Origin of the sequence: Maridesulfovibrio spiralis (SeqCode) (genome assembly GCF_048571135.1) — a bacterium.
Classification (GTDB): Bacteria; Desulfobacterota; Desulfovibrionia; order Desulfovibrionales; family Desulfovibrionaceae; genus Maridesulfovibrio; species Maridesulfovibrio spiralis.
This window is the reverse complement of sequence record NZ_CP182344.1, coordinates 2,614,490-2,640,000: the sequence shown is the minus strand read 5'-3', so window position 1 is coordinate 2,640,000 and position 25,511 is coordinate 2,614,490. Positions and strand designations below refer to the sequence as shown.

General features: G+C 50.1%; 21 protein-coding genes. 5 read left to right on the top strand and 16 right to left on the bottom strand.

Translation table 11 applies throughout. The features are described 5' to 3' along the window. Positions 1-4 precede the first annotated feature (4 nt). The 5 genes from tmcB to ACNI29_RS11880 all read right to left on the bottom strand — a co-directional run bounded on the left by tmcB (position 5) and on the right by ACNI29_RS11880 (position 6,893). Entirely contained in the window at positions 5-1,318 is a 1,314-nt protein-coding gene (gene tmcB / locus ACNI29_RS11900; protein WP_419778589.1) for an electron transfer complex ferredoxin TmcB, read from the bottom strand. A 24-nt stretch (positions 1,319-1,342) separates the two neighbouring features. Continuing rightward, positions 1,343-2,002, bottom strand: a complete 660-nt coding sequence (gene tmcC / locus ACNI29_RS11895; RefSeq protein WP_419778588.1) for a TmcC family electron transfer complex membrane anchor subunit — start codon at positions 2,000-2,002, stop codon at positions 1,343-1,345. 16 nt (positions 2,003-2,018) lie between these two features. Beyond that, the gene (gene tmcD, locus ACNI29_RS11890) at positions 2,019-3,272 is read right to left on the bottom strand and encodes an electron transfer complex subunit TmcD (protein ID WP_419778587.1); all 1,254 of its coding nucleotides are present in this window, start codon (positions 3,270-3,272) and stop codon (positions 2,019-2,021) included. A gap of 419 nt (positions 3,273-3,691) precedes the next feature. Beyond that, positions 3,692-4,756, bottom strand: a complete 1,065-nt coding sequence (locus tag ACNI29_RS11885) for a phosphotransacetylase family protein (RefSeq protein ID WP_419778586.1) — start codon at positions 4,754-4,756, stop codon at positions 3,692-3,694. A 10-nt stretch (positions 4,757-4,766) separates the two neighbouring features. Further along, positions 4,767-6,893 (bottom strand): acetate--CoA ligase family protein, encoded by a 2,127-nt coding sequence (locus ACNI29_RS11880; protein ID WP_419778585.1) that lies wholly within the window; start codon positions 6,891-6,893, stop codon positions 4,767-4,769. 415 nt (positions 6,894-7,308) lie between these two features. Here ACNI29_RS11880 and ACNI29_RS11875 point away from each other — a divergent pair, with 415 nt between their 5' ends. After that, positions 7,309-8,301: an HD-GYP domain-containing protein gene (locus tag ACNI29_RS11875; protein ID WP_419778584.1), complete on the top strand. Its 993-nt coding sequence runs from the start codon at positions 7,309-7,311 to the stop codon at positions 8,299-8,301. A 1-nt stretch (position 8,302) separates the two neighbouring features. Beyond that, positions 8,303-9,550, top strand: a complete 1,248-nt coding sequence (locus ACNI29_RS11870) for an MFS transporter (RefSeq protein ID WP_419778583.1) — start codon at positions 8,303-8,305, stop codon at positions 9,548-9,550. A gap of 59 nt (positions 9,551-9,609) precedes the next feature. On the opposite strand, the gene ACNI29_RS11865 is transcribed toward ACNI29_RS11870, so the two are convergent. The 3 genes from ACNI29_RS11865 to ACNI29_RS11855 are packed head-to-tail and all read right to left on the bottom strand — an operon-like array spanning position 9,610 to position 15,546. After that, a complete protein-coding gene (locus ACNI29_RS11865) occupies positions 9,610-12,810 on the bottom strand; it encodes an efflux RND transporter permease subunit (RefSeq protein WP_419778582.1) in 3,201 nt (1,066 codons plus the stop codon). Beyond that, positions 12,803-14,050: an efflux RND transporter periplasmic adaptor subunit gene (locus tag ACNI29_RS11860; protein WP_419778581.1), complete on the bottom strand. Its 1,248-nt coding sequence runs from the start codon at positions 14,048-14,050 to the stop codon at positions 12,803-12,805. Before ACNI29_RS11860 ends, ACNI29_RS11865 begins: the two co-directional genes overlap by 8 nt. A gap of 2 nt (positions 14,051-14,052) precedes the next feature. Then, positions 14,053-15,546 carry an efflux transporter outer membrane subunit gene (locus ACNI29_RS11855; RefSeq protein ID WP_419778580.1) on the bottom strand — a complete coding sequence of 498 codons (1,494 nt, stop codon included), beginning with the start codon at positions 15,544-15,546 and terminating at the stop codon, positions 14,053-14,055. 146 nt (positions 15,547-15,692) lie between these two features. Here ACNI29_RS11855 and ACNI29_RS11850 point away from each other — a divergent pair, with 146 nt between their 5' ends. Genes ACNI29_RS11850 through ACNI29_RS11840 form a run of 3 tightly spaced genes read left to right on the top strand, consistent with a single transcriptional unit; the run spans position 15,693 to position 18,200 of the window. Beyond that, positions 15,693-16,394 carry a response regulator gene (locus ACNI29_RS11850; RefSeq protein ID WP_419778579.1) on the top strand — a complete coding sequence of 234 codons (702 nt, stop codon included), beginning with the start codon at positions 15,693-15,695 and terminating at the stop codon, positions 16,392-16,394. Next, complete coding sequence (locus ACNI29_RS11845; protein WP_419778578.1) at positions 16,394-17,761, top strand: sensor histidine kinase; 1,368 nt, start codon at positions 16,394-16,396, stop codon at positions 17,759-17,761. Before ACNI29_RS11850 ends, ACNI29_RS11845 begins: the two co-directional genes overlap by 1 nt. Before the next feature lie 13 nt (positions 17,762-17,774). Continuing rightward, a complete protein-coding gene (locus tag ACNI29_RS11840) occupies positions 17,775-18,200 on the top strand; it encodes a GNAT family N-acetyltransferase (RefSeq protein WP_419778577.1) in 426 nt (141 codons plus the stop codon). A gap of 2 nt (positions 18,201-18,202) precedes the next feature. Here the strand turns inward: ACNI29_RS11840 and ACNI29_RS11835 are convergent, their stop codons facing one another. From ACNI29_RS11835 to ACNI29_RS11800, 8 genes are all read right to left on the bottom strand, one after another. Continuing rightward, positions 18,203-18,823 (bottom strand): class I SAM-dependent methyltransferase, encoded by a 621-nt coding sequence (locus ACNI29_RS11835; protein WP_419778576.1) that lies wholly within the window; start codon positions 18,821-18,823, stop codon positions 18,203-18,205. Positions 18,824-18,933: 110 nt separating this feature from the next. After that, positions 18,934-19,701 (bottom strand): tryptophan synthase subunit alpha, encoded by a 768-nt coding sequence (trpA, locus tag ACNI29_RS11830; RefSeq protein WP_419778575.1) that lies wholly within the window; start codon positions 19,699-19,701, stop codon positions 18,934-18,936. 11 nt (positions 19,702-19,712) lie between these two features. After that, the gene (gene trpB / locus ACNI29_RS11825) at positions 19,713-20,891 is read right to left on the bottom strand and encodes a tryptophan synthase subunit beta (RefSeq protein ID WP_419778574.1); all 1,179 of its coding nucleotides are present in this window, start codon (positions 20,889-20,891) and stop codon (positions 19,713-19,715) included. A 177-nt stretch (positions 20,892-21,068) separates the two neighbouring features. Continuing rightward, positions 21,069-21,686 carry a phosphoribosylanthranilate isomerase gene (locus ACNI29_RS11820; protein ID WP_419778573.1) on the bottom strand — a complete coding sequence of 206 codons (618 nt, stop codon included), beginning with the start codon at positions 21,684-21,686 and terminating at the stop codon, positions 21,069-21,071. After that, positions 21,683-22,462: an indole-3-glycerol-phosphate synthase gene (locus tag ACNI29_RS11815; protein ID WP_419778572.1), complete on the bottom strand. Its 780-nt coding sequence runs from the start codon at positions 22,460-22,462 to the stop codon at positions 21,683-21,685. The genes ACNI29_RS11820 and ACNI29_RS11815 overlap by 4 nt, the downstream gene beginning before the upstream one ends. A 3-nt stretch (positions 22,463-22,465) precedes the next feature. After that, positions 22,466-23,455 (bottom strand): anthranilate phosphoribosyltransferase, encoded by a 990-nt coding sequence (gene trpD / locus ACNI29_RS11810; protein ID WP_419778571.1) that lies wholly within the window; start codon positions 23,453-23,455, stop codon positions 22,466-22,468. Between the two features lie 31 nt (positions 23,456-23,486). Next, positions 23,487-24,059 (bottom strand): anthranilate synthase component II, encoded by a 573-nt coding sequence (locus ACNI29_RS11805; RefSeq protein ID WP_419778570.1) that lies wholly within the window; start codon positions 24,057-24,059, stop codon positions 23,487-23,489. Beyond that, positions 24,040-25,455 carry an anthranilate synthase component I family protein gene (locus ACNI29_RS11800; protein WP_419778569.1) on the bottom strand — a complete coding sequence of 472 codons (1,416 nt, stop codon included), beginning with the start codon at positions 25,453-25,455 and terminating at the stop codon, positions 24,040-24,042. Before ACNI29_RS11800 ends, ACNI29_RS11805 begins: the two co-directional genes overlap by 20 nt. Between the last annotated feature and the right edge of the window lie 56 nt (positions 25,456-25,511).

Genomic DNA, 25,511 nt, shown 5'->3' with positions numbered 1-25,511 from the left:
CCTCCTACGCTTCCGGCTTTTCCATGAGATCATAGATAAGATCACCGAAGAACTTAATTTCCATTCCCAGTTCATAGTAATGAACGAGATCTTCGAGTCCACCATGGCAGTTATGGCAAGGAGCGAGAATAGTATTCACGCCGGTTGCTTTAAGCTGCTCGGCTTTGATCTTGTTACCCTTCATGCGGACATTTTTGAACGGAGGACCGCAGTTAATAACACCGCCACCGGCAGCACAGCAGTAGTTGTGCTCGAGGTTAGGAGTCATTTCAACAACGTTCTCACAAATTGCATGTGCAAGCTTGCGGGACTGTTCCATCAGACCACGACCGCGGATAACGTTACATGGGTCATGAACAGTGATGGGTTCTTTGAATTTTTCACGTAATTTGATTTTTCCAGCTTCAAAAAGCTCCCAGAAAAACTCAATGGAGTGAACAACTTCAATGGGGTACATTTCCCATGCATCCCAGCGGTTACCCTGATCATAGATGGAGCGGAATGCGTGACCGCACTCACCCATTACGATGCGTTTACATTTGAGATCCAAAGCGGATTCAAAGTGACGCTTTTTGAGACGGCCCATCATTTCAAAGTCACCGGTAAACATACACATATCGGAGTTATCCCAGCCCGGTTCGGTAGGCATGGTGAAGTCAACTCCGGCTTCATTGAAAATGTATGCAGCCTGATAAATCAGCTGGGTACGGAACTTAGGTTCCGGTGCGATAACTGAATAGTAGATTTCAGCGCCTTCTTTATCGAGAGGAATGCGCAGATTAGGCATTTCGTCACGGGCTTCATCTTCCTGCCACTGCAGGGTATCCGGCCATTCATCATCTTTGAGCCACATCTGGTTCATGGTGGCGGAATGAGAGTGGGCGGTATCCTGAATGTACTGCGGAGTCACACCTAATTTATGGCACATGCGACGCACCATGCTCATAATATAACCGGTGTCGATTCCCAATGGGCAGAAATGAATACAGCGGCGGCAGAGGTTACACTCGGTGTAAGCAATCTGTGCCATCTCATACACTTCGTCAGCGGTCAGCTTGTAATTCTTACGCAGAATTTTACCCAATGTCTGGTGAACTTTACCAGCAGGAGAATACTTTGGATCCTTCTCATTGGACATATAGTAATGGCAGGCTTCGGAGCACATGCCGCAGCGCATACAAGTCTCAGCATAAAGCTTGAGTTTTGCGCCGGCTTCTCCTTCAACAACCTGCTTTAGAGTATTTTCGATACGTTCAGGAGTCAGGCGGGAAACCCCCCGCTCGAGTCCTACGTCTTCGATTTTCCTGTCGAATGTCATTTTAGTACTCCTTACGGGATTTGGTTACCAGTCCTTACAGCGACGAACACCGCCGAACTCGGAACCTATGTAAGCTCTGGTGAACAGACCGAACACAGCGTGGCTCAAACGGGTGAAAGGAATGCTGATAAGCATGATTTCACCGCAGATGATGTGCAGAATGAGCATCACCTTGGCATCGCCGATTTCATGGTAGGACAGAACACCGGTAAGGAATACGAGGGTAGGCACAGCAAGTGCGATCCAATCCTTTGCGGTAGTCAGGTAAGCAACGTCTTTCTGCAGAAAACGGCGTGCGCCAAAGTAGATGCAGCAGACAACTACCAGAATAGACATAATGTCAGCGATGGTATCCGGAAGAGTCGGCCAGCTAATGCCGAAGAACTGATCCCAGAGAACCACGTGTCCCAAAAGGAACAGGGGTACAATGACAAGACAGATATGGAAAACAAAGGTCATCATCGCAGTCCAGGGATTGCGCTGCCAACCGAGAGTTCCTACGGGGTTCATCCATGCCATGATGGAACGGAATCCCCATTTAAAGCTCATGTAATGCAGGGACGAAGCATCCTTTGCTTTAGCGAGCTGATACATTGAAACGATTCTATAAATGGAACCGAGAACGAATACACCCCAAGCGAACCACGCCAGAGGACCGACAACGAAAGCATAAGCACTATTCATTTGTAATTCCTCCGGGTTAGAATTCGCTTACATCGGCAACGATGCGGACATACTTACCAGCGTCAATGGCACGGATAAGAATCTTGGAGCTGTCAGGGCTGAATACAGGTTCCCAACACTGATCAAAATCCTGTCCATAGGGCTTACCATCAAGTACGATGGTGAAGCGGCCATTCTTTTCAACTTTGGCAGCAGCTTTTGTGCTGTCGGGGCTGAAGACCGGCTTCCATGCCATCTGGAATACACCGGGCCAGACCTTACCATCACACAGAACAGTGTAATCATATTTATCTTTGCCGAGTGCTGCTGCACGGTTGCCGTCAGGGCTGACCGCCAGATCAATAACAACAGGAGCAGTAATGGACCAGGGGCGGCCATCAACAGCAACAGTAAAGCTGCCGAAGGTAGGTGCCACGATAGCCCAGAGTTTTTCACCGTCTGCGCTGAACTGCTGGTGCCAGCAGTTGGCCATATTATTCTTCCAGATCAATTCGCCATCCTGAGCCATACCCCATTTACCACCCAGACGAACAGGAGCTACAAGAGCACCGGTTGCGGGGTTAAAACAGGGAGCCCAGACACACTGATATTCGCGCTGCCAGATTTTCCCATCAACTGCGATGGTGTAATCATAGAGAGTCTTTCTTACCTGACAGGCTACTTTTTCACACTTGGCATCAAATACCGGAGTGTAACAGTTCATGAAAACGCTATCCCATGCAGTGCCGTTAACAGCGACAGAGAAAATACCTTTCTGGAAAGTTTCAATGTCAGCCTGAGGCATGGAGTTCACCTGAACTACAGCAGCAGTTGACTTTCCATCGCTGCCTGCGATGAAATTGTTCGCGCTTTCAAAAAAGTTTTCCCAGAGGACACCGTCCACGCCCATTCCATATTTCATATCCTGCTGCACAGCGCAGATAATGGAACCTTCAGGGCCAAACATAGTCTTCCAGATGTAGCCGTAATTTTCCGGCCAGTGCTCGCCATCAACAGACAAAGTCCACTCGCCCATCTGCTGGGCGATACCGGTGAACCTGCCGTCGGGTGCGAATTTGGGGTAGAAGATCCTGTCGTATGCTTCTTCCCAAATCTCACCGTTAACGCAAGCAGTGAATTCCAATTCGCCTTTATTAACAACCGCTCCGACCTTTTCACCGTCAGGGCTGGCATGGAATTCTTCCACCCACTCAAATTTATCGGACCAAGATCCTGTGTCCTGGACCTCTCGCCTACCGGGATTCCAATCCCACGTGGACGCATCAGGCATCTCACGCCTCCTCATTCCGAAAATTCGGTCTATCCGCCAATATCCCGAATCAACTCGGTTTTCCGGGTGCTTAGCACCCCAGTTTTCTAACCAACAAAATAGTCCCGTCTTTGGTCGAAACAAACCTAGTCACACCAAGACCGGAGACCCATCCGGCCTTATAACTGCAAGTTAAGTGGCACATTTTACAAACTAGGACAATACCATCTGAGGGGTTTGGGCGAGGATTTTTTTCAAAATAAAAGGGTGAGCGGCCTCATAACACGGCAGCTCACCCTCAAATAAAACATTATATTTCGAAACCTTAGCTATCTTAAGAACACAAACAAAAAACACAAACCAGCTAAACAACTAAAAATAACTATTTTTTTATTCCTACTCTAACAGTAGGACATATTACCTACCTTTGCAAGAGGTAATCACAGGTCCAGTTCTTCATAAATGTAGTCATAATCTAATTCAGAATTGACCAGTCCGGCCCCGTGATTGATCTTGATCATATCCCTTAGTTTGTAGCTCTCCTGAATCGCCTCCATCTTTTTAGCGACGGCGTAAGTATCATCACGCACAACGATAACAGGAATTTCAAGCACTTCAGAGCGAGTTAGGATAATATCATTGGGATAAAGATTACCGGTCAGGATCAAACAGGGACAACTCCCCTCAAGAGCCACCAGCTGAACATCCGCCCTGTCACCGCCGACAATGACAGCAGAATTCTTGTGCCGCCTGAAATGGGTGATAAAGTTCTCCACCTGCATAGTGCCGATAAGGAAATTTTCCACAACCCGGTCGGCTTTAGCGTGGGCAGAAATAATCTTACCAAACAATCTTTCAGCAAGATCACTGACTTTAATGGCTCCCATAAGCGGATCGCGGGGAATTACACCCAGAACCCTGACTCCCCTCTTTTCCAGAAAAGGAACGATCAGGGAAGTAAGTTCATCCATGTAGTGCTCTGGCACATCATTAAAGACAACACCGAGAAAATCATTACCCAGTTCCTTCTTAACCCGGAGTACATAATCGTAGCGCAGCTCGCTGCTGTAGCGGTCAACCAGAATAGTCTTGGCTCCCAGTGCGCGGGAGACATCAGGTCCGCTTACCCCGCAGTAGGTGCCGGAACTAAGATAGCTGCCGGAACCTCCGATGATCATCACATCTTTATCACTACTAAGTTCTTTATATGAATCAACAATAGACGGCATGAGATCACCCATGTCTTCGGAAAAAGCCTTGATGGTAAAATCGCGGGTAACCAGAACCGGAGTAACTTTGCCGGGGTCCTGTTCTAGATCAAGAACCTGCTGGATAAAAGCCGCATCCGCGTCACCGGGTTTATCACCGTCCATATGCGGGACTGCACCCACAGGCTTCATGTACCCTACATTAAATCCGCTGTTGCGGAACTTAAGCCCCAGGGACATGGCCAAAAGGTTCTTACCGGAATACCCGGTGGTGGAACCTATATATAAACCTACCATTTATGCCTCCTTATTCACGCCCGTCCGAATCGTTGGACGCGCCTGCGGAAATATCAACAACTGTCATCCGGGCATCAGCAACAAGAGCCTCTTCCGAATTAACAAGCACAGGATTGAATTCTGCTTCATAAATTTCAGGGAAATCACTGGCAAGGCACGACATCCTTATCAAGACATCGGTGATTGCCTCGAAGTCAACAGGCTCGCCCCCCTTGACTCCTTTCAAAAGCATGTAGGACCGGATTTCCCGCACCATATCCCCGGCATCCTCTACAGACAAAGGAGCCAGACGGAACGAAATATCCTTTAAAATCTCAACATAAACCCCGCCCAGCCCGAACATAAGCAACGGGCCGAACTGTTTATCCCTGCGGAATCCGACTACAACTTCACGTGATTGCGGTGAAGCCATCTGCTGCACCAGACACCCCGCCACATAAGCATCCGGGCGCAAACGCTGGGTACGGGCAGCAATATCCCAGAAAGCCGCCCTCACCTCTTCTGCGGAATTTAGTCCCAACCGGACACCGTCCACATCGGATTTATGGGAAACTTCAGGGGAAGCAATCTTCAGTACAACCGGATACCCGAGTTGTTCTGCAATTGCCACCGCCTCATCACCGGACCGGGCCAGATCGGCTTCCGGAGTCGGCAGACCATAGGCAGTGACGATATCACGGGCCTGAAACTCTACCAGTTCCGAACGACCGGACTTGATCGCATTCTCAACAACCCTCCGCGCTGCTTCGAGGTCATGTTCCGGTGTAATGAAAGTACGCGGGGGACGCCCTTTCCAGACAGCATACTTATGCATGCAGTCCATGGCCCGGACTGCCTGTTTGGGAAAGTCATATACCGGAATCCCGGCTTCGGCAAAAATATCACGGGCCGCAGCACTGTTATTGCGTCCCATAAGACAGCAGAAAACAGGCTTGCTTACCTCAGCCATACCTTCAACTACAGCCTTGGCCACTGAGGTCAAGTCCAGATTGACCATTGGAGCAATGATCACCAGCAGACTGTTCACCGCCGGATCATGGCCCACGACACGAACAGCGCGCCCGTAACTTTCAGCATCAGCATCGCCAAGCAGGTCCACCGGGTTGTACAATGAAGCATATCCGGGAAGCATTCGCTGTAATTCACCGATAGTGGAAGGAGAGAACGTGGGCATACGCATGACCGACTCTCCACAGGCATCGGCGGCCAGAATACCCGGACCTCCCGCGTTGGTCACAATACCGAGATTCGGTCCCAGAGGAAGCTCCTGCACCGAGAAAGCCTTGGCCAGATTGAAAAGTTCATCCAGCTTCTCAACCCGGATAACTCCCGACTGGCGAAAAGCAGCATCACATGCCTGATCGGAGCCGGCCATGGCTCCGGTGTGCGAAGATGCGGCCCGCGCCCCGGCTGGGGTGGTCCCGGCCTTCATCATCAACACCGGTTTTTTCATAGATACTTTCGCAGCCTGTTCCATGAACTCCCGACCATCCTCTATGTTCTCAACATATCCCAGTATAACCTTGGTTTCCGGATCATTGCCGAGATACTCAAGCATGGACGCTTCATTGATTACCGCCTTGTTACCAAGGCTGATAAACTTGGAAAACCCTATCTTGGTTCCCAAAGCCCAGTCCAGAACAGCAACGCAAAGAGCACCGGATTGGGAGAAAAACCCCATACTTCCGGGATAAGGATTTCCTGTGGCAAAGGAAGCATTAACGCCGCCACGGGAGTTGATCACTCCTAGGCAGTTGGGCCCGAGCAGATTGATACCATGCTTCTTCGCAAGCTGGGCCAGCTCTGTTTCCAGCTGCCAGCCTTCATGGTCCACTTCCTTGAACCCGGCACTGACCACAACCACAGATCCGACTCCGAGCCTGACAAGTTCGCGAAAAACTTCAAGCACGCCGTCCCTGGGGATGGCAATAACGGCAAGATCAACAGGCTCACCGATTTCAGAAATATTTTTGCAGGCATCTAAACCGCAAATCTTTCCGCCACGGGGGTTAACCGGAAACAGACGCCCACCAAACCCTGCACTCAGCAGATTGGACAAAATAGTATTACCTATTTTACCGGAAACAGATGAAGCGCCTACAACGGCAATTGATGACGGATTGAATAAACTATCCAAACTCTCTCCCGACTATTCCCCGAAAACGACAGGGGATCATTTTTACAAAAATATGAATCGTAAAACAAACGTAACGTGCAAATATGAAATCAACAGGCATTTTTTTGTTATCAGCCTTACAACATTTAAACATAGTCCGAGTAGGGCACTAATGGCAAGTTGCTATACCCCGAGACAGAATTATATTTTTTATACCATTTTTTATACTTCAAGGCCGGGTGTCAAACATTAATCATATAACCATCCTATTTGTATGATATTTTCTTTCATAGATCCATATACATACATACACAACCGCTAACAACCCGGGATATTGCGCTTTTATCCAATTTGGTGATATGAACGTCTAAGGTCGGATTAAATTAACAGACTGCATTGGTCTATATTGGTGCGGTCATTTCGAGGTGGGTCACCCATGGGCTATACTGATGACTCCAAATTAATTGAAGAAAGCTACTGCTCCATAACAGAAGAAATCTTCAAGATACTTCCTAAAAACAAGCTTCCTTTCAGCCTGTTCAGGATGAATACAACCAATGGGAAATTTACCCCGGTCACAGTTCCGGGAAAGACCATTCTTTCCGCTGATAAACAAACTCTTGCGGAGGGCTGCAAACAGGGTCTTGTTTTTATAAAATTCACAGACATCAATAAATGCAGACCGTACTTCGTATCCCATATACCGACTCTAATCAGTGATATTTCACACTCTATCCCTGATCAGAAACTGGCCTCCCTTCTGGTCGACGGATTAAAATTAAATGCTGAGAAAATATACACAAACTCAGTAAAACTGTATTTTGATAAGTTCCGGCAAACCCTTATGTCTGTTGGGGAATTGCTGCATAAAAAACCGGAACTTCTCTGGCTGATGCTTCCCTTGCTGGATTCAAATCATTCATTAGTCAACAAATCCCTTTCCAACGGTATCATCGGTGCTTCCGTCCTCATGCACGCGCGGGAGATAAAACCGGATATTAAGGTTTTTCAAGACGCCCTATTCGCCCTCTTTCTCTGCGATATCGGACTATGCAATCTTCCTGAATTCGTTCTTGGCAAAGAATTCTGCCTATCTCTCGATGAGCAGAAACGCATTCGTCACCATCCGATCAGCTCGGTTGAAATTCTAAGCATGACCAACTCATTGAGTAAAAGTTCTCTTCGGGCAATCCTTGAGCACCATGAAAGAATGGACGGTTCCGGGTATCCAAGAGGAGTGAACAACGACAACCTCTCATGGCTGGGTAAACTCTGCGGAGCCGTAGATTCATACGTTGCCATGACGATGGGCCGTCCGGGCAAAAAAAGTATGCCCACGGTCAAAGCCCTGAAAATACTCTATAGCGAATCAACGCAATACGATCCTAATATCATCTACGCTTTGGAAAAAGTGACTTACCGTGACTAGCATGCCCAGCAAAACAGCCCAACAAAACAAACTGACACCGTGGATAGTATGGGGAATCGCTACCCTGTATTTTTTCTATGACTACATGCAGCAGGTTGCGCCCGGCGCAATGGTCACGGAACTCTCCACCCATTTTAATGCGGGAACCGCCAGTATCGGATTCATCGCCTCTGTTTATTTTTATTCCTATGCAGTCATGCAGATTCCCATCGGGATGATGGCCGACCGCTTCGGTCCCCATCGTCCTTTGGCTCTTGCCGCCATCCTTTCCTGTACTGCCGGGGCTTTATTCACATTCACATCCACTCCAGCTGAAGCAATAGGAGTCAGGGTACTGCTGGGGGCCGCTACGGGATTCTCTTTTGTTTCCTGCCTGAAGCTGGTGGATAACTGGTTTCCCCCGCAAAAATTTGCAACCATGGTCGGCCTGACCAACATCATCGGTATGTCCGGTGCGGTCATGGGCGAAGCCCCGCTTACGGAATCCGTAAACAGATTCGGCTGGCAAAACACCCTGCTCGGTATTGCAGTCTTCGGAGCGATAATCGCCCTGTTCATCATTTTCCTGATCAAGGATCAGCCTGACAACGGGCAAAAGCAAGACTCCGCCACCGACAAACCGGCCACACTTCCGGTCCTGATGCAGATCCTCAAAACCCCTTCAGCATGGCTCAATGCAGTTTATGCCGCTACCATCAACATGGTTTACACTGGATTCGGTGCTCTCTGGGGTACGGTTTTCATATCCAAACTGTATAATATTTCGACAACTGAAGCTTCTTTCATGGTCTCCATGATTTTCGTCGGAGCCATTCCGGGCAGCTTCTTTTTCGGCTGGTTTTCAGACCGCATCGGAAAAAGGGGAATCCCCATGATCATGGCCTCCACAGGAGGACTCATATGCATGGCGGCAGTCGTTTATGTGCCGCAAATCCCCTACTCACTGATGTTTGGCCTAATGCTTCTACTCGGCTTCTGCTGTGCAGGAAACGTCGTGGCCTACGCTTTTGGTAACGACATAAGCCCCAAAGGGGCTGACGGCATATCCCTTGGATTCGTGAACACTTTCCTTATCGGAGGCAGCGCACTGGCCCAGCCTATCATCGGCTGGCTGTTGCAACACCACTCCCACGGGACAGCAGGACTGGGCATTCTGGAATTCCGATTCAGCTTAAGTGTGCTCGTGCTGGCAAAAGCCCTCGCATTGGCCTCTGCTCTCATCATTCATAAATTGAAGCCGAACGAATAACCTTACTCACCGCCAATAAAAAATCCCGTTTTGAAATATTTCAAAACGGGATTTTTAGTTTAAGGCTGATCCGGTTTGTGTTCACACTTTGTAACCGGATAATGTACGGTTACTCCGTCCGCTCGCAAACCTTCATCGCTGCGCCGGAATATTTTACGGATCAACAACCGCACATCCTCAAAGATCATATAGAAAGCCGGGACAAGCAAAAGAGTAATCCCTGTGGCGAAAAGGATACCGAAGCCCAGTGATATCGCCATGGGAATAAGGAACTTGGCCTGTCTGGAAGTTTCAAGAATCATAGGCGCAAGACCGCCGAAGGTGGTCAGCGTGGTCAGCAGAATAGGCCTGAAACGGGCAGTTCCGGCCTCTAAGACAGCATCATAAGCGCAGTGGCCCTTGCGGCGTTGGATATTCACATAATCAATGAACACCAGCGAATCGTTGACCACAACCCCGCTGAGGGCAACAATACCGAACAGACTCATCAAACTGAGGCTGTACCCCAGCAGAGCATGCCCGATTACCGCCCCGACAATGCCGAAAGGAATGCAGAGCATAACGATCAAGGGCTGGAAATAACTGCGGAACGGAATCGCCAGCAAGGCATAAATCACCATCATTGCCATGAGCAGACCGGAAATAAGGCTTTCCGTACTTTCCTGCATATCGGCCTGCCTGCCTTCAAGAGAATATCCAAGTCCGGGATAATCTGCTTTGAGCTGGGGAATGACGTTAGCGACAACATCGGCAACAATCTGTGAAGTTTCCTTACGCGGGTTAACATCCGCTTCAACCGAAACAACACGGCGGCCATTACGACGATCGATGGAAGTATAGGCCCTGCCGTCCTTAATCTTAATAACCTCCCGCAAAGGCACATCTGTTCCGTCCGGTGTGCGGATTACCAACTCTTCAAAGTCATATTTAGAAGCCCGCTCCGTTTCAGGAAGACGAACCATTACCTTGATTTCATTACGTCCTCGCTGCTGACGCAATACTTCGGCCCCGTAGTATGAAGCACGAATCTGGTTGGCCACGCTGCGGGAAGTCAAACCGAGACTGCGGCCTGCCGGAAGCAGCTCAAAATCCAATTGCCTTTTACCGGGAGAGTAACCCGAATCAATATCCTTTACCTTGGGATAAGAACTCAATGCCTCAGCCAGGTCAGCAGAAGCCTTCTTCAAAACTTCAATGTCACTGTGGCTCAGCTCGATCTCAAGGGAACTACCTGAACCGGGACCGCCGCGGTCAGATTCAAACAGAACAGAATCGGCTCCGGGAACTGCTCCAAGATTACGTCGCCACTGGCGTACAAATTCATCCGTGTTGATGGGACGGATGTCGGCATCAGTTAGAAAAACCTGTACCTTGAGTACATGGCTACCGCTGGTACTGCGCCTGCCGGAACCGCCGATTTTGGCATAAATCCCTTCAACCAGTTTATCCCCGCCATTTTTTTCGGCGACTTCTTCTGCTGCATCAACGGCTATATCGAGCACCTTCTGAGTAACTTCCTTGGCCGTACCGTAAGGAAGATCAACTGTCAGGTAAGCATAGTCAGACTCAATCTTCGGGAACATGGTGAAGCCCAGACGCCCGCTTTTGATATAGGCGAAGGCAAGAATCAGACAGGCCATGCCCAAAGCGACGGTGAGATAACGCCAGTTGACCGCACGATCCAGAAAAGGACGGTATACTTTATGTACAAAACGAAGCAGGCCGCCGGATATCTTCTGCTGGTAGTGAAGCACAAAGCTCATAATCTTCCCCGGTTTGCGCTCACTGCCATGCCCAAGGTGGGCCGGGAGGACAAAGAGGGATTCCACTAATGAAATAAAGAAGACACTGCAGACGACCATGGGAATAACCTTGAAGATCTTACCCATCACACCGGGCACAAAAAACATGGGCATGAAAGCCACAATGTTGGTCAAAACACTGAAAGTAACAGGCATGGCAATACGTTTAGCCCCTTCACAGGCCGCATCAATCCAACTCATTCCCTTCTGGCGCATGGTATAGACATTTTCACCGACAACGATAGCGTCATCCACAACAATACCCAGCGAGATGATGAACGCGAACATGGAAACCATGTTGATACTTGCACCGGCAGGGGAAAGAATTAGCATGCCGCCCAGAAAAGAGATGGGAATACCCATAGAAACCCAAAAAGCCAGACGCGGCTCAAGGAAAAGTGCAAGAAAAACAAACACCAGCCCAAGTCCCATGTAGGCATTACGCAAAAGCAGGTCCATACGCTGACGGTAGATATCCGAACTGTCGTTACGCACAGCCACATGAATTCCGGAAGGAAGACTCTTGTTGAATGCTTCCAGATTTTCATGCACGGCATCCGAAACTCCTATGGGAGTCTGTTCGCCAATACGGTAGACATTAATCCTTACCGCCGGCTGACCGTCAAAGGTGGTGATGATGTCATCATTCTGGAAATCTTCCTTAACTACCGCAATATCTTCAAGCAGCACCTGAGTGCCGTCATCTCCGGTAACAATGGGAACACGGGCAAATTCACGGGCGTAATCCCGGCGTTCCTTAAAACGGACCAGAATTTCCCCCCCTTCAGTCTTGATACCTCCGCCGGGAAGCTCCACTGATGTTTTGGCCAGAGAGTCCGCAACATCTGTAAGGGTCAATCCGTAAGCCCGAAGCTTTGCCTGTGGAATCTCAATGGTAATCTGAAGTCCGCTGACCTCGGAAAGCTCCACCTGGGTAATCTCCGGATCACCGATCAGCTCTTCACGCAATTGCTCGGCAACCTTGCGCAGGGCAAGGCCATCCGTGTTTCCGTAAACCATCAGGGAAAGGACACTGCGCTGGTGGGATGCTACGCTGATAACCGGGTCCTCAGCCTCTTCAGGGAAAGAAGTTATCCGGTCAACTTCACTCTTGATATCCTGACTCAGCTTTTGCAGGTCGTAACCCTCAATAGCTTCCGCAATAACGGTCCCGCTGCCTTCCGCCGCAGTACTGGAAACTTCCTTTACCCCGTCAAGACCGATGATCGCTTCTTCAACGGATAAAACAATCCCCTGCTCCACTTCCTCCGGGCTGGCTCCGCTATAGGCAACCTGAACAGTGACGGTATCTGTTGTGAACTCGGGAAAAACTTCCTGCTTGATATTGAAGCCCATAACCAGCCCGCCGACCAGTAAAATGATCATCAGCAGGTTGGAGGCCACCGGGTTTCCGGCCATCCATGCGATCGGGCCTGTTTTTTTATTCTGCTCAGCCATTACCGTTCACCTTCTTGGAATTTGAGTCATTCTCCTTCTGATCCATGGAAACGGAACCGTTCTCACGAACTTTCATGTGCTGCAACGGTGCAGAAATATCGGTCACAACCAGCTTTTCTCCGGACTGAACACCTTCGTCGAGGTAAATGAATTCCTGATCCCTCCAGACCGGATCAACGGTACGGATATCGAGCAGCCCGTCATTATTCAGAACCCAGACAGTGTTGTTGTCCCGAAAAGCTGTACGTGGAATTGCAATGACCTGTTCCAGCATGCCGGAATCAATGAAAACGTTCACATAACTGCCCAGCAGTAACGGACGCACTTCCCCTCCTTTGAGGTTGAGGGGGTCCTTAATAGAAACAATTACACGGGCCATACGCCCTTTGGACTCAAGCGACGGCAATAGACGAAGCACTTCACCTTCACGCTCCACAGCTGCTTTGCCGCTGCCCATGACCACACGGGCCTTGGAACCTTTGAAATTATTCTGCGCCGAAGGCACGCTGATACTTCCCAGACGGTCCACAGGAACAGAAACCACCACCCAGAATTCATCTGTGCCGACCAATGAGGCAATGGTTTCACCGAGACTAAGATGCGCGCCAAGATCAGCACTCTTGCTGGCAATCATGCATGCAAAAGGAGCGGTTACACGGGTCCGGTCCAGATCAATGCGGGCCTGCTGGAGCTTGGCTTTGGAAGAAGCAAGGTCAGCCTGCGCCTTTTGCAGGTGCGGCTTACGCAGCGCAAGCTCTGCTTCCTGCATGGTTCCGCCCGAAGACTTCTTGAGCAATTTCCATTCACGCCCGGCAACACGCTGCTGCCCGCTCTCCAGTTTTAGATTGTACTCTGCTTCGGTAACAACCGCCTGCTGCTGCTTCACAGCCAGTTCATAATCAACGGGATCAATACGCAACACTTCCGAGCCCTTATCAAAATATCCACCGGGGATGAATGAGTCGCTGACAGAAATAACCTTACCTGAAACCTGCGGCTCAAGACTGATATTCCGGGCAGCTTCAACAGTACCCATAACCGGAGTCCAGACCTGAAAGTCCTGAACTTCCAACACACTCACATTTACCAGCGGCGCGGAGACCACCGGAGCTTTCTTCTTGGCGACCGGCTTGGTGGCTATCAGGGCTTTAGCCCCCATAAACGCAACGGCGACTATCAATAAAGGAAGAACTCCCTTCAAACCTATCTGCTTGATATAATACCATACTTTATTAGCCATATTTAAATACCCTCTTTCGCGGGAGCGGTTTTATTTTCAATTGTCCCAGCTGCAATAACATCAGCTTCATCGGCTTCAGACTTAAGCTCCGACCCATCATCAAGGGTATCGGTCCATGTTCCGCCAAGTGCACGGTACAGGGAAACCCGGTAACTGAGCAGATCGGCCTCATCCTGAGCAATGTTGATTTCAAGGTCATGCACACTGACCAAAGCACTGAGCACCGGCAGGTAATCTTCAAGACCCTGCAGGTAACGCGACCCGGCTTCATTGAGGTTCAGCTGTGCAGCTTCAAGCTGATTCTTACGGGCAGTGATGTATTCATGCTGCCATTTTTCCTGAACCAGCGAATCCTGAACTTCTTTAAACGCGGTATAGACTGTATCCTTATAATTGAGCATACGCTCATCAACCACGGCACGGGTCCGCTCCACCTCGGCCTTACGCTGGTAACCGTCAAAGATAGGCCCGACCAGAGAAGAAGTAAGACTCGTCATCCAACCGGAAAAAATATTGGCAAGTTCGGCACTAGAAAGCATAGCCTCTGCCGAAAGACTGAGTGTAGGCAACCGGTCGGCGCGAGCAGCACTTACAGCCCAATCAGCGGATTGCAGTTTAAGTCCCGCCGCACGAACGTCAGGACGCATGGCAAGCAGATCAAAGGGAATGCCCAGTCCCGGCAGTTCGGGAAGCCCCGGAAAATCAGCCGTGGCAACATCAACAGCCCCGGCAGGTTTCCCCAGCAGGTAGGCAAGTTCATGAAGTTTGAGTTGTTCCTTTGATTCCACGGGAGGAATCAAAGCACGGGTCCGGGCGGTGGTTTCGCGCTGCTGAAAAACATCAAGGGCGGTGGCAAGGGAGTTCCGGAAACGGAGTTCGATCAGTTCAAGGTAGGTTTCATTGGTTTCCAGCTGTTTCTGGTAAATCGCCTTTTTCTTGCGCTGCAACTGGATCTCCAGCCAGCGTTTGACGACTTCAGAAGCTACGGTCATAGCCGCAGAATTTACATCTTCACGGGACGAAAGATAATTCAATTCACCGGAAGCGGTATTGGCTTCAATCTTTCCCCAAAGGTCAATTTCATATGATGCAGCAAGCCCGAGTTTATGGGTGTCGGTGGATGTTGATCCTTTCTTGCCTTCAGTTCCATCATTACCGGACTTGGAATTGTTGTAAGAGCCTTTCGCATCCAGTTTGGGATAAATATCGGCCCGGGATTTCACCGCAGTAGCCCTCAGCTGGCGTAACTTGGCCCATGCAATGCGCACGTCAAAGTTTGCCTCAAGTGCTTCCCCAACCAACCTGTTCAACTCTTCATTGTGGAAGCTTTCCCACCACTTACCCAGCTCTCTCGGCTGACTGGAATAAAGATCATATTGCAGAGGGACGCCCAGCGTCATATTATCACGCGGGTCGGGCTGAAAAGGAGAACATGCTGAAAGCCCGAACACAGCCAGCATGCAGATCGCAGTCAATTTAAACTTGTAAAAGGACATATTAAAACTTCCTTTGAGTGGTATTTTTCATTCTAATACCCGTAAACACGCAAAAGAGTATTGAGATGATGATAAAAGTTGTAAACAAATGTAAAAAAAGTTCTTTCCCCCTTCCACCGAAAGGGGTGTAGAGGTAGGTTCAAAAAATGGAACAACAATATCCCATACTCATAGTGGACGATGATGCAAAGCTCAGGGAACTGCTCACCCAGTACCTTGAAGGGTACGGCTATGAAGTAGCCACACTGCCTTCCGGTGAGGGTCTCATTGAAGAAGTGAAAAAGACATCACCGGGAATAATCATCCTCGATATAATGATGCCCGGCAAAGACGGGCTGGAGGTTCTGCGCGACCTGCGGCCTCATTCCAATATCCCGGTAATCATGCTCACCGCTAAAGGTGAAGATACCGACCGTATTGTCGGTCTTGAACTTGGCGCGGACGACTATATTTCAAAACCTTTCAATCCCCGAGAACTGCTGGCCCGCATCAAAGCGGTGTTGCGCCGGGCACAGGAACCGGGACGCCATTCAGAACAGAACTCCGGACAGATAGAAGTTGCCGGAATCGTTCTGCATCTGGCCCACCAGAAACTGAAAATCGAAGGGCAATCCGTCGAGCTTTCATCCACTGAATTCAAACTTCTTAAATCCTTGATGGAAAATCCGGGCCAGCCCATGACCCGCGATGCCCTGATGACTTCTGTCTGGGGCAAGGATTTCAATGCCTTCGACCGCAGCATTGATGTGCATATCAGTAAACTGCGCGCTCTTTTGAAACCCTATCCTGACCACGAAGCACGAATCAAAACAGTCTGGGGAACCGGATACATGTTTGTGAGCCAATAATGAGAATAAGCCGTACCTACCTGAAAATATTTCTGTCCTTCCTGATGGTGCTGGTGGTTTCCGAGTTGGTCATCTACGGACTGCTGCATATGTCATGGGATAAAAGCCCCCGAGTTCACCACATGGAGCGACAGCTTTTCACTGTTAAAGATCTGGCAGAAATGGAGCTGGGCGGCATCCATACCTCTCCCGAAAAAGAAAAGGAAATCCTGACCCCGTTACTGGAAACATTAAGCAAATCCTTGGAAGCATATATCTGGATTACTGATCCATATGGAAAAGTAGTTGCATCATCATCACCGACAATTCCGGACATGAGAGAATTCACGGACGGAGATACCGCAAGATCGCGGGAAGGCACATATGTCTACAAGAAACGCAACGACGGAATGAAAAGTGTCTACGGCGTATACACCGGAAAATTACCTCAGGGATATCCATTCACCTACCATCTTTACCATTCCTTCCGAAAATTTGATGAAGAAAGCTGGTTTATCCGCGCCCAGATAATTTTAACCATTATTGCCGCAATTTTCCTTATTCCGGTCTCAAGACGGGTCGTCCGCCCGCTAAAGGAATTAACCGTTTCAGCCTCAAGAATGGGTAAGGGGGATCTTAAACAAAGAGTTGCCATCAAAGGTAAGGACGAAATAGCCGAACTGGGACAGGCCTTCAATCACATGGCCGAAGGTCTTGAAAAAATGGTCAAATCAAGCCGGGAATTGACCGCCAATGTCTCACACGAACTGCGCAGCCCGCTGGCACGGATGCGTATTTCCCTTGAAATGCTCAAAGAGAGAATTGAAAGTGGAAATACAGCCGGATGTGATGCTTTTGTCAACGGCATGCAGGCCGAGATAACCCACATGGATGAGCTGATCGGCAGGATTATTGAATTCTCCAAACTGGACATGCATAAACCCCCGGTCATGAATGAAACCGCAGATATGCGGGAGCTACTCACAGATCTTCTAGAGCAATACAAATGTGTTGCCGAGCGAAACAACCTTAACCTGCAAACCGGACTCGCCGACCTGAAACTTTCCAATTGCAACCGCAACGGAATCAGGATCATTCTTGACAATATCCTCGGCAATGCTTTCAAGTACACTGAATCGGGAGGTAATATTTCGGTAAATCTTGATCAATACGGCAAAGCCGTTCGTGTTCAGGTAACCAACACCCACGCCCCGCTGCCGGAAGAAGATCTTGAAGAAATTTTCAATCCTTTCCACCGCCTGAAAGCGCAGGAAATCCCCGGTTCCGGTCTGGGACTTGCCGCTGCAAAGAAAATAGTACGCATTCACGGCGGTGAAATCCGGGCCGAAAACAGCCCAGAGGGCTTTCGGATCACTATCGAGATTTAAAAAAAGGGAAATTATGAGTATCAGCCTGCACTTCACTGTGGAAAATATCGACTGGGAAAAAATCGCGGAGATATTCGAAAAAGCCCCGCTGGGAAGCCGCGAGCCTGAAAAACTGGCCCGCGCCGCAAAGAACAGCGCACTTGTCTGCTTTGCCAAGGACGGTGATAAATTCGTCGGATTCGCCCGCGCCATCAGCGACTTGGAATATCAGGCGGCCATCTACGACCTTTGCGTCCTTCCGGATTACCAATCCAAAGGAGTCGGCAAAATGATCATGACCGCCCTGAAAGAAAAACTCGGCCCGCTGAGCATCATCCTCTACGCAGTTCCGGGAAAAGAAGGATTTTACAAAAAACTGGGCTTCGTGCCCATGCTCACCGCCATGGGCATTTTCAAGGATGAATCCGGAATGATTGAGCGGGGGTATCTGGAGAGATAGTTTTACTTCTCCCCCACCAGCACAAAAGTTCCGTACTGCCTGACCACGCCTTCTTTATCCGGCTTGTTGTAGATACCGTGTTCATGGTGGCTGACGGTTGAAAAGCCTGCTTTTTCAACCATTGTTGCCAAGTCATCAGGTTTGAATCCATTGTACGGAACAACGTTATCCCCGTGAAAACTGCCGTCTTCAGGCAACAATTCTCCCACAACCAGCTTGCCTCCGCTCTTCAAAAGCCTGCCCATCTGCATTAGCACTTCCGGCAGGTCTTCCACATGGTGCATAGCCATGGAAGTAAAAATCACATCCAGTGAATTTTCCGGGATTCCCGCTTCATGCAACGGGACAGCAAGAACCTGCACATTCCCGAAATCTTCATCGGAAAGTTTTGCACGAAGCATTCCCAGCATGGCATCCGAAGTGTCAAGGGCGTAGAGAGTCTTCACACTTTTCCCAAACCGTAAACCGACCATTCCCGTACCACATCCGAAATCAAGAACTTTGCTGTCGGCGGTAAAATCAACTGCTTTTTCCACCGCAGCAGCAAATTCATCAGCAATACGCCTCCGCTCGGGGTTGCTGTCCCATTCCTTTGCCTTCATGGTAAATTCATTTTGCGACATTACTTCTTCCTATGCAAAAAAGATTAAACATTTAATGAGTCCGAAAAAATTTATCATTAAAAGAAAACGTCCGGGTAAGGAAAATTTCCTCACCCGGACATCTATTTTGCTTACTTCCAGACTTTCATGAACTCTGCGCTGCTCTTACCGGAATCAATGTGCTTGATAAGTGCGGAGCCGAAGACCGCCGCATCAACCACCCCTTCCAGTTCCTTGAGCTGGGAAGGTTCTTTCAGGCCGAACCCCAAAGCAACCGGGATATCGAAGACACCTTGAGCCTTAGCAAGACCTTCTTTTACTTCCACGGGCAGGGAAGCAGTGCCCCCGGTGGTTCCCAGAACTGAGACGTAGTAACAGAAACCGTTTCCGCCCTCTGAATACAGAGCCATACGCTCAGGTTCAGTGTTCAAACCCACCAGCGGGATAAGCGCGATGTCGTACTCGGCAAGCAGGTCACGGAATTCCACGCCCTCCTCAAAGGGCAGGTCAGCGATGATCAGTCCGTTAACCCCGGCAGCCTGCGCATCCTTGGCGAATTTTTCCAGCCCGTATTGCAGCACCGGGTTGTAGTAACCCATGAGCAGTACTCCGGCATTGATTTTGGCGCGATGCTCAGCAAGTCCTTCAATGATCCATTTCAGGTTAATACCGTCTTCAAGACATTTCAGTGATGCGGCCTCAACCACCGGACCATCTGCCACGGGATCGGAAAAAGGCATGCCTATTTCAATTACATCCGCGCCGTTTTCATCCAGTTCCAGAATTTCTTTCCAGAACTGGTCACGGTTGGGATATCCGCCGGGCAAAAACGGAATCAGACCGATACGCCCTTCTGCTTTAGCTTCATTAATTTTATCTGCAAGTTTGGTAATACTCATTTTATAGCTCCCTATTTTCCGTGCTCGGCAAGATAATCTTCAAGAATGCCCATGTCCTTGTCGCCTCGACCGGACAGGTTGACTATGACGTTGGCGTCTTTGGGGATAGAATCCCGGTTTTCCAGAACCCAGGCCACAGCGTGGGAACTTTCAAGCGCGGGCAGGATGCCTTCTCTGCGGCAAAGCATCTGGAATGCATTCAGTGCCTGATGATCATTCACTGTGCCGTAACTTGCGCGTCCGCTGGCATGCAGGTGTACATGCTCGGGACCGACACCGGGGTAATCAAGGCCGGGAGCGATGGAATGGGAAGGCAGGATCTGCCCTTCATCTGTCTGAAGCAGCAAAGTGTTCATGCCGTGCAGCACACCGGGGGTTCCCAGATTAATTGGCGCGGAGTTGGTGCAGCCCGGTTCTCCGGTTCCGGCAGCTTCAACACCCACAATCTTAACAGATTCTTCCTGCACAAATTCATGGAACATGCCGATGGCGTTGGAACCGCCGCCCACGCAGGCTACGACCATGTAGGGCAGTTCGCCTGTTTTTTCCTTGAACTGGGCTTTGGCTTCACGGCCGATGATGGCCTGAAATTCACGCACCAGCAGCGGGAAGGGGTGCGGACCGGCAGCAGTACCGAAGCAGTAGTGGGTGGTGCGCTGGTCAGCGATCCATTTACGCAATGCCGCATTAATGGCATCTTTCAGAGTCTGGGTTCCGGATTCAACAGGGACACACTTAGCACCCAGCAGTTCCATGCGGCGAACGTTGTGGGACTGGCGTTTGACGTCCAATGCACCCATGTAGATTTCGCAATCAAGATCCAGCAGGGCCGCAGCGGTTGCGGTGGCAACGCCGTGCTGTCCGGCTCCGGTTTCAGCCAGCAGCATGGGTTTGCCCATCATTTTGGTGAGCAGGGCCTGACCTACGGTGTTGTTAACCTTGTGTGCTCCGGTATGGGCAAGGTCTTCGCGTTTGAGCCAGAGGTTGAAACCCAGTTCGCGGGAAATATTCGCGCAATGGGTCAGCGCAGTTGGACGACCTACGAAATCTTTCAGCAAACGGGTGAATTCCTGCTGGAATTCAGCGGATTTCATGATCTTTTCCATGGCCTCTTCAAGCTCGAGCAGCGGCGGCATCAGCAGTTCAGGAACAAACTGTCCACCGTAATCGCCAAAATATCCTCTTTTCATTTTCTTATCCTTATTTTGATATGCCTTCGGCGACCCTGCCGGGAGTCTCTCCGAGGGCCAAAGAAACTTTTTGAAAAAAGTTTCTCTGGACTCTTCAAAAACTTTTATTGAGGCTTCGCCGACTTGTATGACGGGTCGTCATTGGGCTAAAGCCGGAGACATACGTTAATTTTTATTTTACCGGGCTATGGCTTCGAAAGCCGCAACCAGTTTATTCTCATCTTTTTTACCGGGAGCCGATTCCACGCCGGAGTTCAGGTCAACCCCGCCCGGCTTGGCTTCGGACAATGCCTCTTTTAAATTATCGGCGGAGAGGCCACCCGCCAAAAGCCACGGACCCGGAATCGTCACATCTTTAAAGACCTCGAATTCCATAGACTGTCCATGACCGCCGCCGGATTTTCCGGCATCAAAAAGCATGTAGCTGCAATAAGGTGCGAAGCGGTCGATGTCGGCCTGAAACTCTTTTACCGAGTCGTATTTCTGGGGCCAGATAACTTTTATGACCCGTTCTTTGCCTACGGCCTTGCAGAATTCTTCATTCTGCCCTCCGTGCAGTTGGGCAAAGTCGAGATTCCCGTTTTTGAGAATTTCGATCACTTCGGCCGCGCTCTGCTTCACAAAGACACCGACTTTTTTTGCCCCACCGGTTTTAATGGAGCGGGCAAAAGCCGCATCCACGTTACGCGGGCTGGAAGGATGGAAAATGAATCCCAGAAAATCCGCACCCAGTTCTTCACACATGGCTGCGTCTTCTGCGGAAGTCATCCCGCAGACCTTAACCAACAGACTCATGACTGTCCCCCGGCAACCAGCGCGGCCAACTTGGCCTGCGGGTCCGGGCTGGACATGATCGATGTACCGATGAGCACGGTGTCATAGCCGAGTTCATTCATCTGAGCGCAATCCTCAGGCTCACTGATTCCGCTGGCGCAAATCCAGATTTCACCGTCTTCTTTCTGCCTGATGAATTCAACTGAACGGTTCATGTCGATACCCAGAGTATCCAGATCGCGGTTGTTGATCTGGATGATCTTCGCCCCGGCTTTCTTGGCCCGTGCGAGATCAATTTCATCAAATGCTTCAACCACCGCGTCCAATCCGGCTGCATGGGTCTGCGCGATCATCTCTTTAAGGTAACCGTCATCTTCAAACATGCGCACGATTACCAGCAGAGCCGAAGCCGGAGTTGCAAGAGTCTGCTCAACCTGCATCAGATCGGTTAAGAAATCCTTGCGCAACATGGGCAGTCCGCTGGGTTTGATTTCATCAAGGTAAACCAGATTGCCCTTGAAGTACTCTTCCTCGGTAAGCACGGAAATAGCCGAAGCCCCCCCAGCGGCATACATTCGGGCAACATCTCCGGCACTTAAGCCAAGGTTGATATCTCCCTTGGACGGGGAAGCACGCTTGTACTCGGCAATAACTTTCAGCCCGGACTCATCCCGGCGGATGGCAGCGGCAAAGGAAGAACGTCCCCCGGCATAGGGAGTAAACTTTTTCCCTTCGCTCTGCATCTGCACGAGCATATCCAGCTCGGCCTGTTTCGCTTTTCTGAATTTATCCAGCATGGCCTAGTATTCCTTATCCACGCCTTTAGCGACTTTGGCCTTGGCCTTTTCCACGCCTTCTGCCAGAGATACGCCGTCCAGAATAGATATTGCCGCGCCGAGGTTAATGGCAACCATGTCCAGCATAGGCTGCGGAGCCTTGCCGGACAGAACTTTACGCATAGCCGCCAATGCTTCATCCCGGTCTTTTACCGCCACTTCTTCCGGCTTGGAAAGCTCGAATCCGTATTCCGCAGGATCAATCTTAACTTCTGTCAGCTTGCCGTCTTCCACCAGAATGGCATCATTGATTCCGAAAGGAGTCAGCTCGTCAAAATTGCCTGCACCGTGAACCACGTAAGCCTTCTCCACATTGCTTAACACCAGAACTTCAGCCATAAGCCGCAATATCTCCGGTCGGCCCACGCCTACTATCTGGTGAGTGGGACGAACGGGGTTCAGCAGGGGACCCATGAGGTTGAAAAGGGTCGGGATTCCCAGTTCTTTACGGATGGGAGCTATTTTTGCGAATGCCGGGTGGTAATTGGGGGCAAACAGAAACACAAATTTATCCCGGATCAACACATCACGTGCTTCGTTCACCGAAACATCCAAAGAAATCCCCATAGCTTCCAGCACGTCAGCACTGCCGCAAGTAGAAGAAACCGCCCTGTTGCCGTGCTTGGTGACAAGGTAGCCCATGTCTGCAAGGTAAAGTGAGACAGCTGTCGAACAATTAAAACTGTTGGAACCATCACCGCCGGTACCGACGGTATCGATACAGGGACTGTTAATACCCTTGACCAGCTTGGCTTCACGCAGGGCAGCGCGCACACCGGCAGCAACTTCAACCGCTTTCTCTCCCTTGGCTCTCAAGCCCATAAGCAGTGCTCCGGCCTGTGCGTTGGTCATTTCACCGGAAAAGAGTTCTTCGAATACGCCGTCCGCCTGTTCCGTGGTCAGGTCCTGCCCTACGCTCAGAGCTGTCAGTGCTTCATTTATTATCTGTGACATTTTTATTTCCTTCTATATATAATGATAGTGGCTAAATATTTCCGTCCAGGAAGTTCTTCAAAAGCTTGGGGCCATCCGGGGTCAAAATGGATTCCGGGTGGAACTGCAACCCTGTCCACGGGCGGTCTTTGTAACGCAGCCCCATGACTTCTTTCTGTTCAGTCCATGCGGTCAGCTCCAGCTTATCCGGTGCTTCATCCACATTTACGACCAGTGAATGGTAACGGCAGACATTGAAAGGGTTATCCAGTCCGCTGAAGATGCCGTCATTGTTGTGGAAAACATCGGAAGTCTTGCCGTGCATGATGCGTCCGGCGCGAACCACGGATGCCCCGGCAAAGTGGCCTAAGGTCTGGTGGCCGAGGCAAACGCCGAGAACCGGGATTTCCCTGGGCAACCGGGAAAGGAACTCAAGGGAAAGCCCTGCATTTTCCGGATTGCTGGGACCGGGTGAAAGACAGACCCGCTCCAGCTTACCGGACTCGGCCAGCTCAAGGATTTCCTCGCGGTCATTACGCAGCACCAGCGGATCAGCTCCCAGCTGCTGGAAAGCCTGAACCAGATTGAAGGTAAACGAATCAAAATTATCCACGAGTAAAAACATCACCACCCTCCGACTGCAGAATTTCCTTAAGTACCCTTGCCTTGTTATTGCATTCCTTCCATTCCATTTCAGGATCGGAATCATAAACGATTCCGGCCCCGGCCTGCCAATGGCACTTGCCGTCGCGAATCCACATGGAACGGATGGTGATACCGGTATCAAGGTTCACGGAATCCTTATCCAGTCCGATAAACCCGATACAGCCGCCGTAAGGACCGCGCGGAACTTCTTCGATTTCGGAAATGATTTCCATAGCACGGATTTTCGGAGCACCGGAAAGGGTTCCGGCAGGGAATGTTGACTGCAGTACGTCAATGGCATCATGATCATCACGCAAATCAGCTTCCACATAGGAAGTGATGTGCATGACATGGCTGAAGTATTCAATCTGCTTGAACTTTTCGACAGTCACCGTTCCGGGCTTGGCGATACGTCCAAGATCGTTGCGCCCAAGGTCGACCAGCATGACGTGTTCGGCTATTTCTTTGGGATCGGCGAGCAGTTCTTCAGCATACTTCCGGTCCCCGGCGGCATCTTTCCCGCGCGGACGGGTCCCGGCGATAGGCCGGACTTCAAGCCTGCCCTTCTCACAACGGGCCATGACTTCAGGGGAAGAACCAAGCAATATCTCCTCGCGGCTGAACTTCATATAAAACATGAACGGCGAGGGGTTTGCCTGCCGCAGCCTGCGGTAAAGATCAAAGGAGTTGCCGCTGAACGGTGCGGAAAAACGGGTAGAGAGAACCACCTGAATGCACTCGCCTTCAGCAATCAATTCTTTAACTCTTTCAACACCTTTCTTATATTTTTCCCGCCCCGGGACAGCCACCGGATCGCCGACCTTGGTCGGTTCGCAGGTCGCACCGAACACCGGAGGTGTAAACTCAACCTCGGCCTCTTTATCTATAGATAAAAAACAACAGCTGTGTTTTAGGTGATCGAAAAGAACAACCTTACCCGGCAGGGCCAGTCGTACTTCCGCATCTTCTGCGGGCAGCTTGTCTTTCAGCTTAGGTTCCAGCATCCCGGCAATTCCGTACCCCAGTGTTCCGTAAAGACCACGGGTCAAAGCAGGAAGTTCTCCTACTTCCGGCTGGGGGTTCAAATGCAGTGCTTTCATGACCGCGCGCATACCGTCCAGAAAATCCATGCCCGAATAAGTCGCCAGCCCGGCCAGCCTTGAATCCGCACACTCAACGGACAGCTTTCCGTTTACCGGTGAAAGCTTAAGCCTGAAATCCCAGGCGATAAGACTGTAACGTCCAAGTCGCCCGTCAACCTCGGCACTTTCCAGTAAAATCCCCGGCGCATCGCCAACCAAGCCTAAATACAGGCTGATCGGAGTCTGCGTATCAGCAGGCAACCATTTGCCATACTGGGTAAGTTCAATCTTCATTTTAAAAATCTCCGTTTATCCATTATTGTAACTACTCACACCAATTTTAGATATAA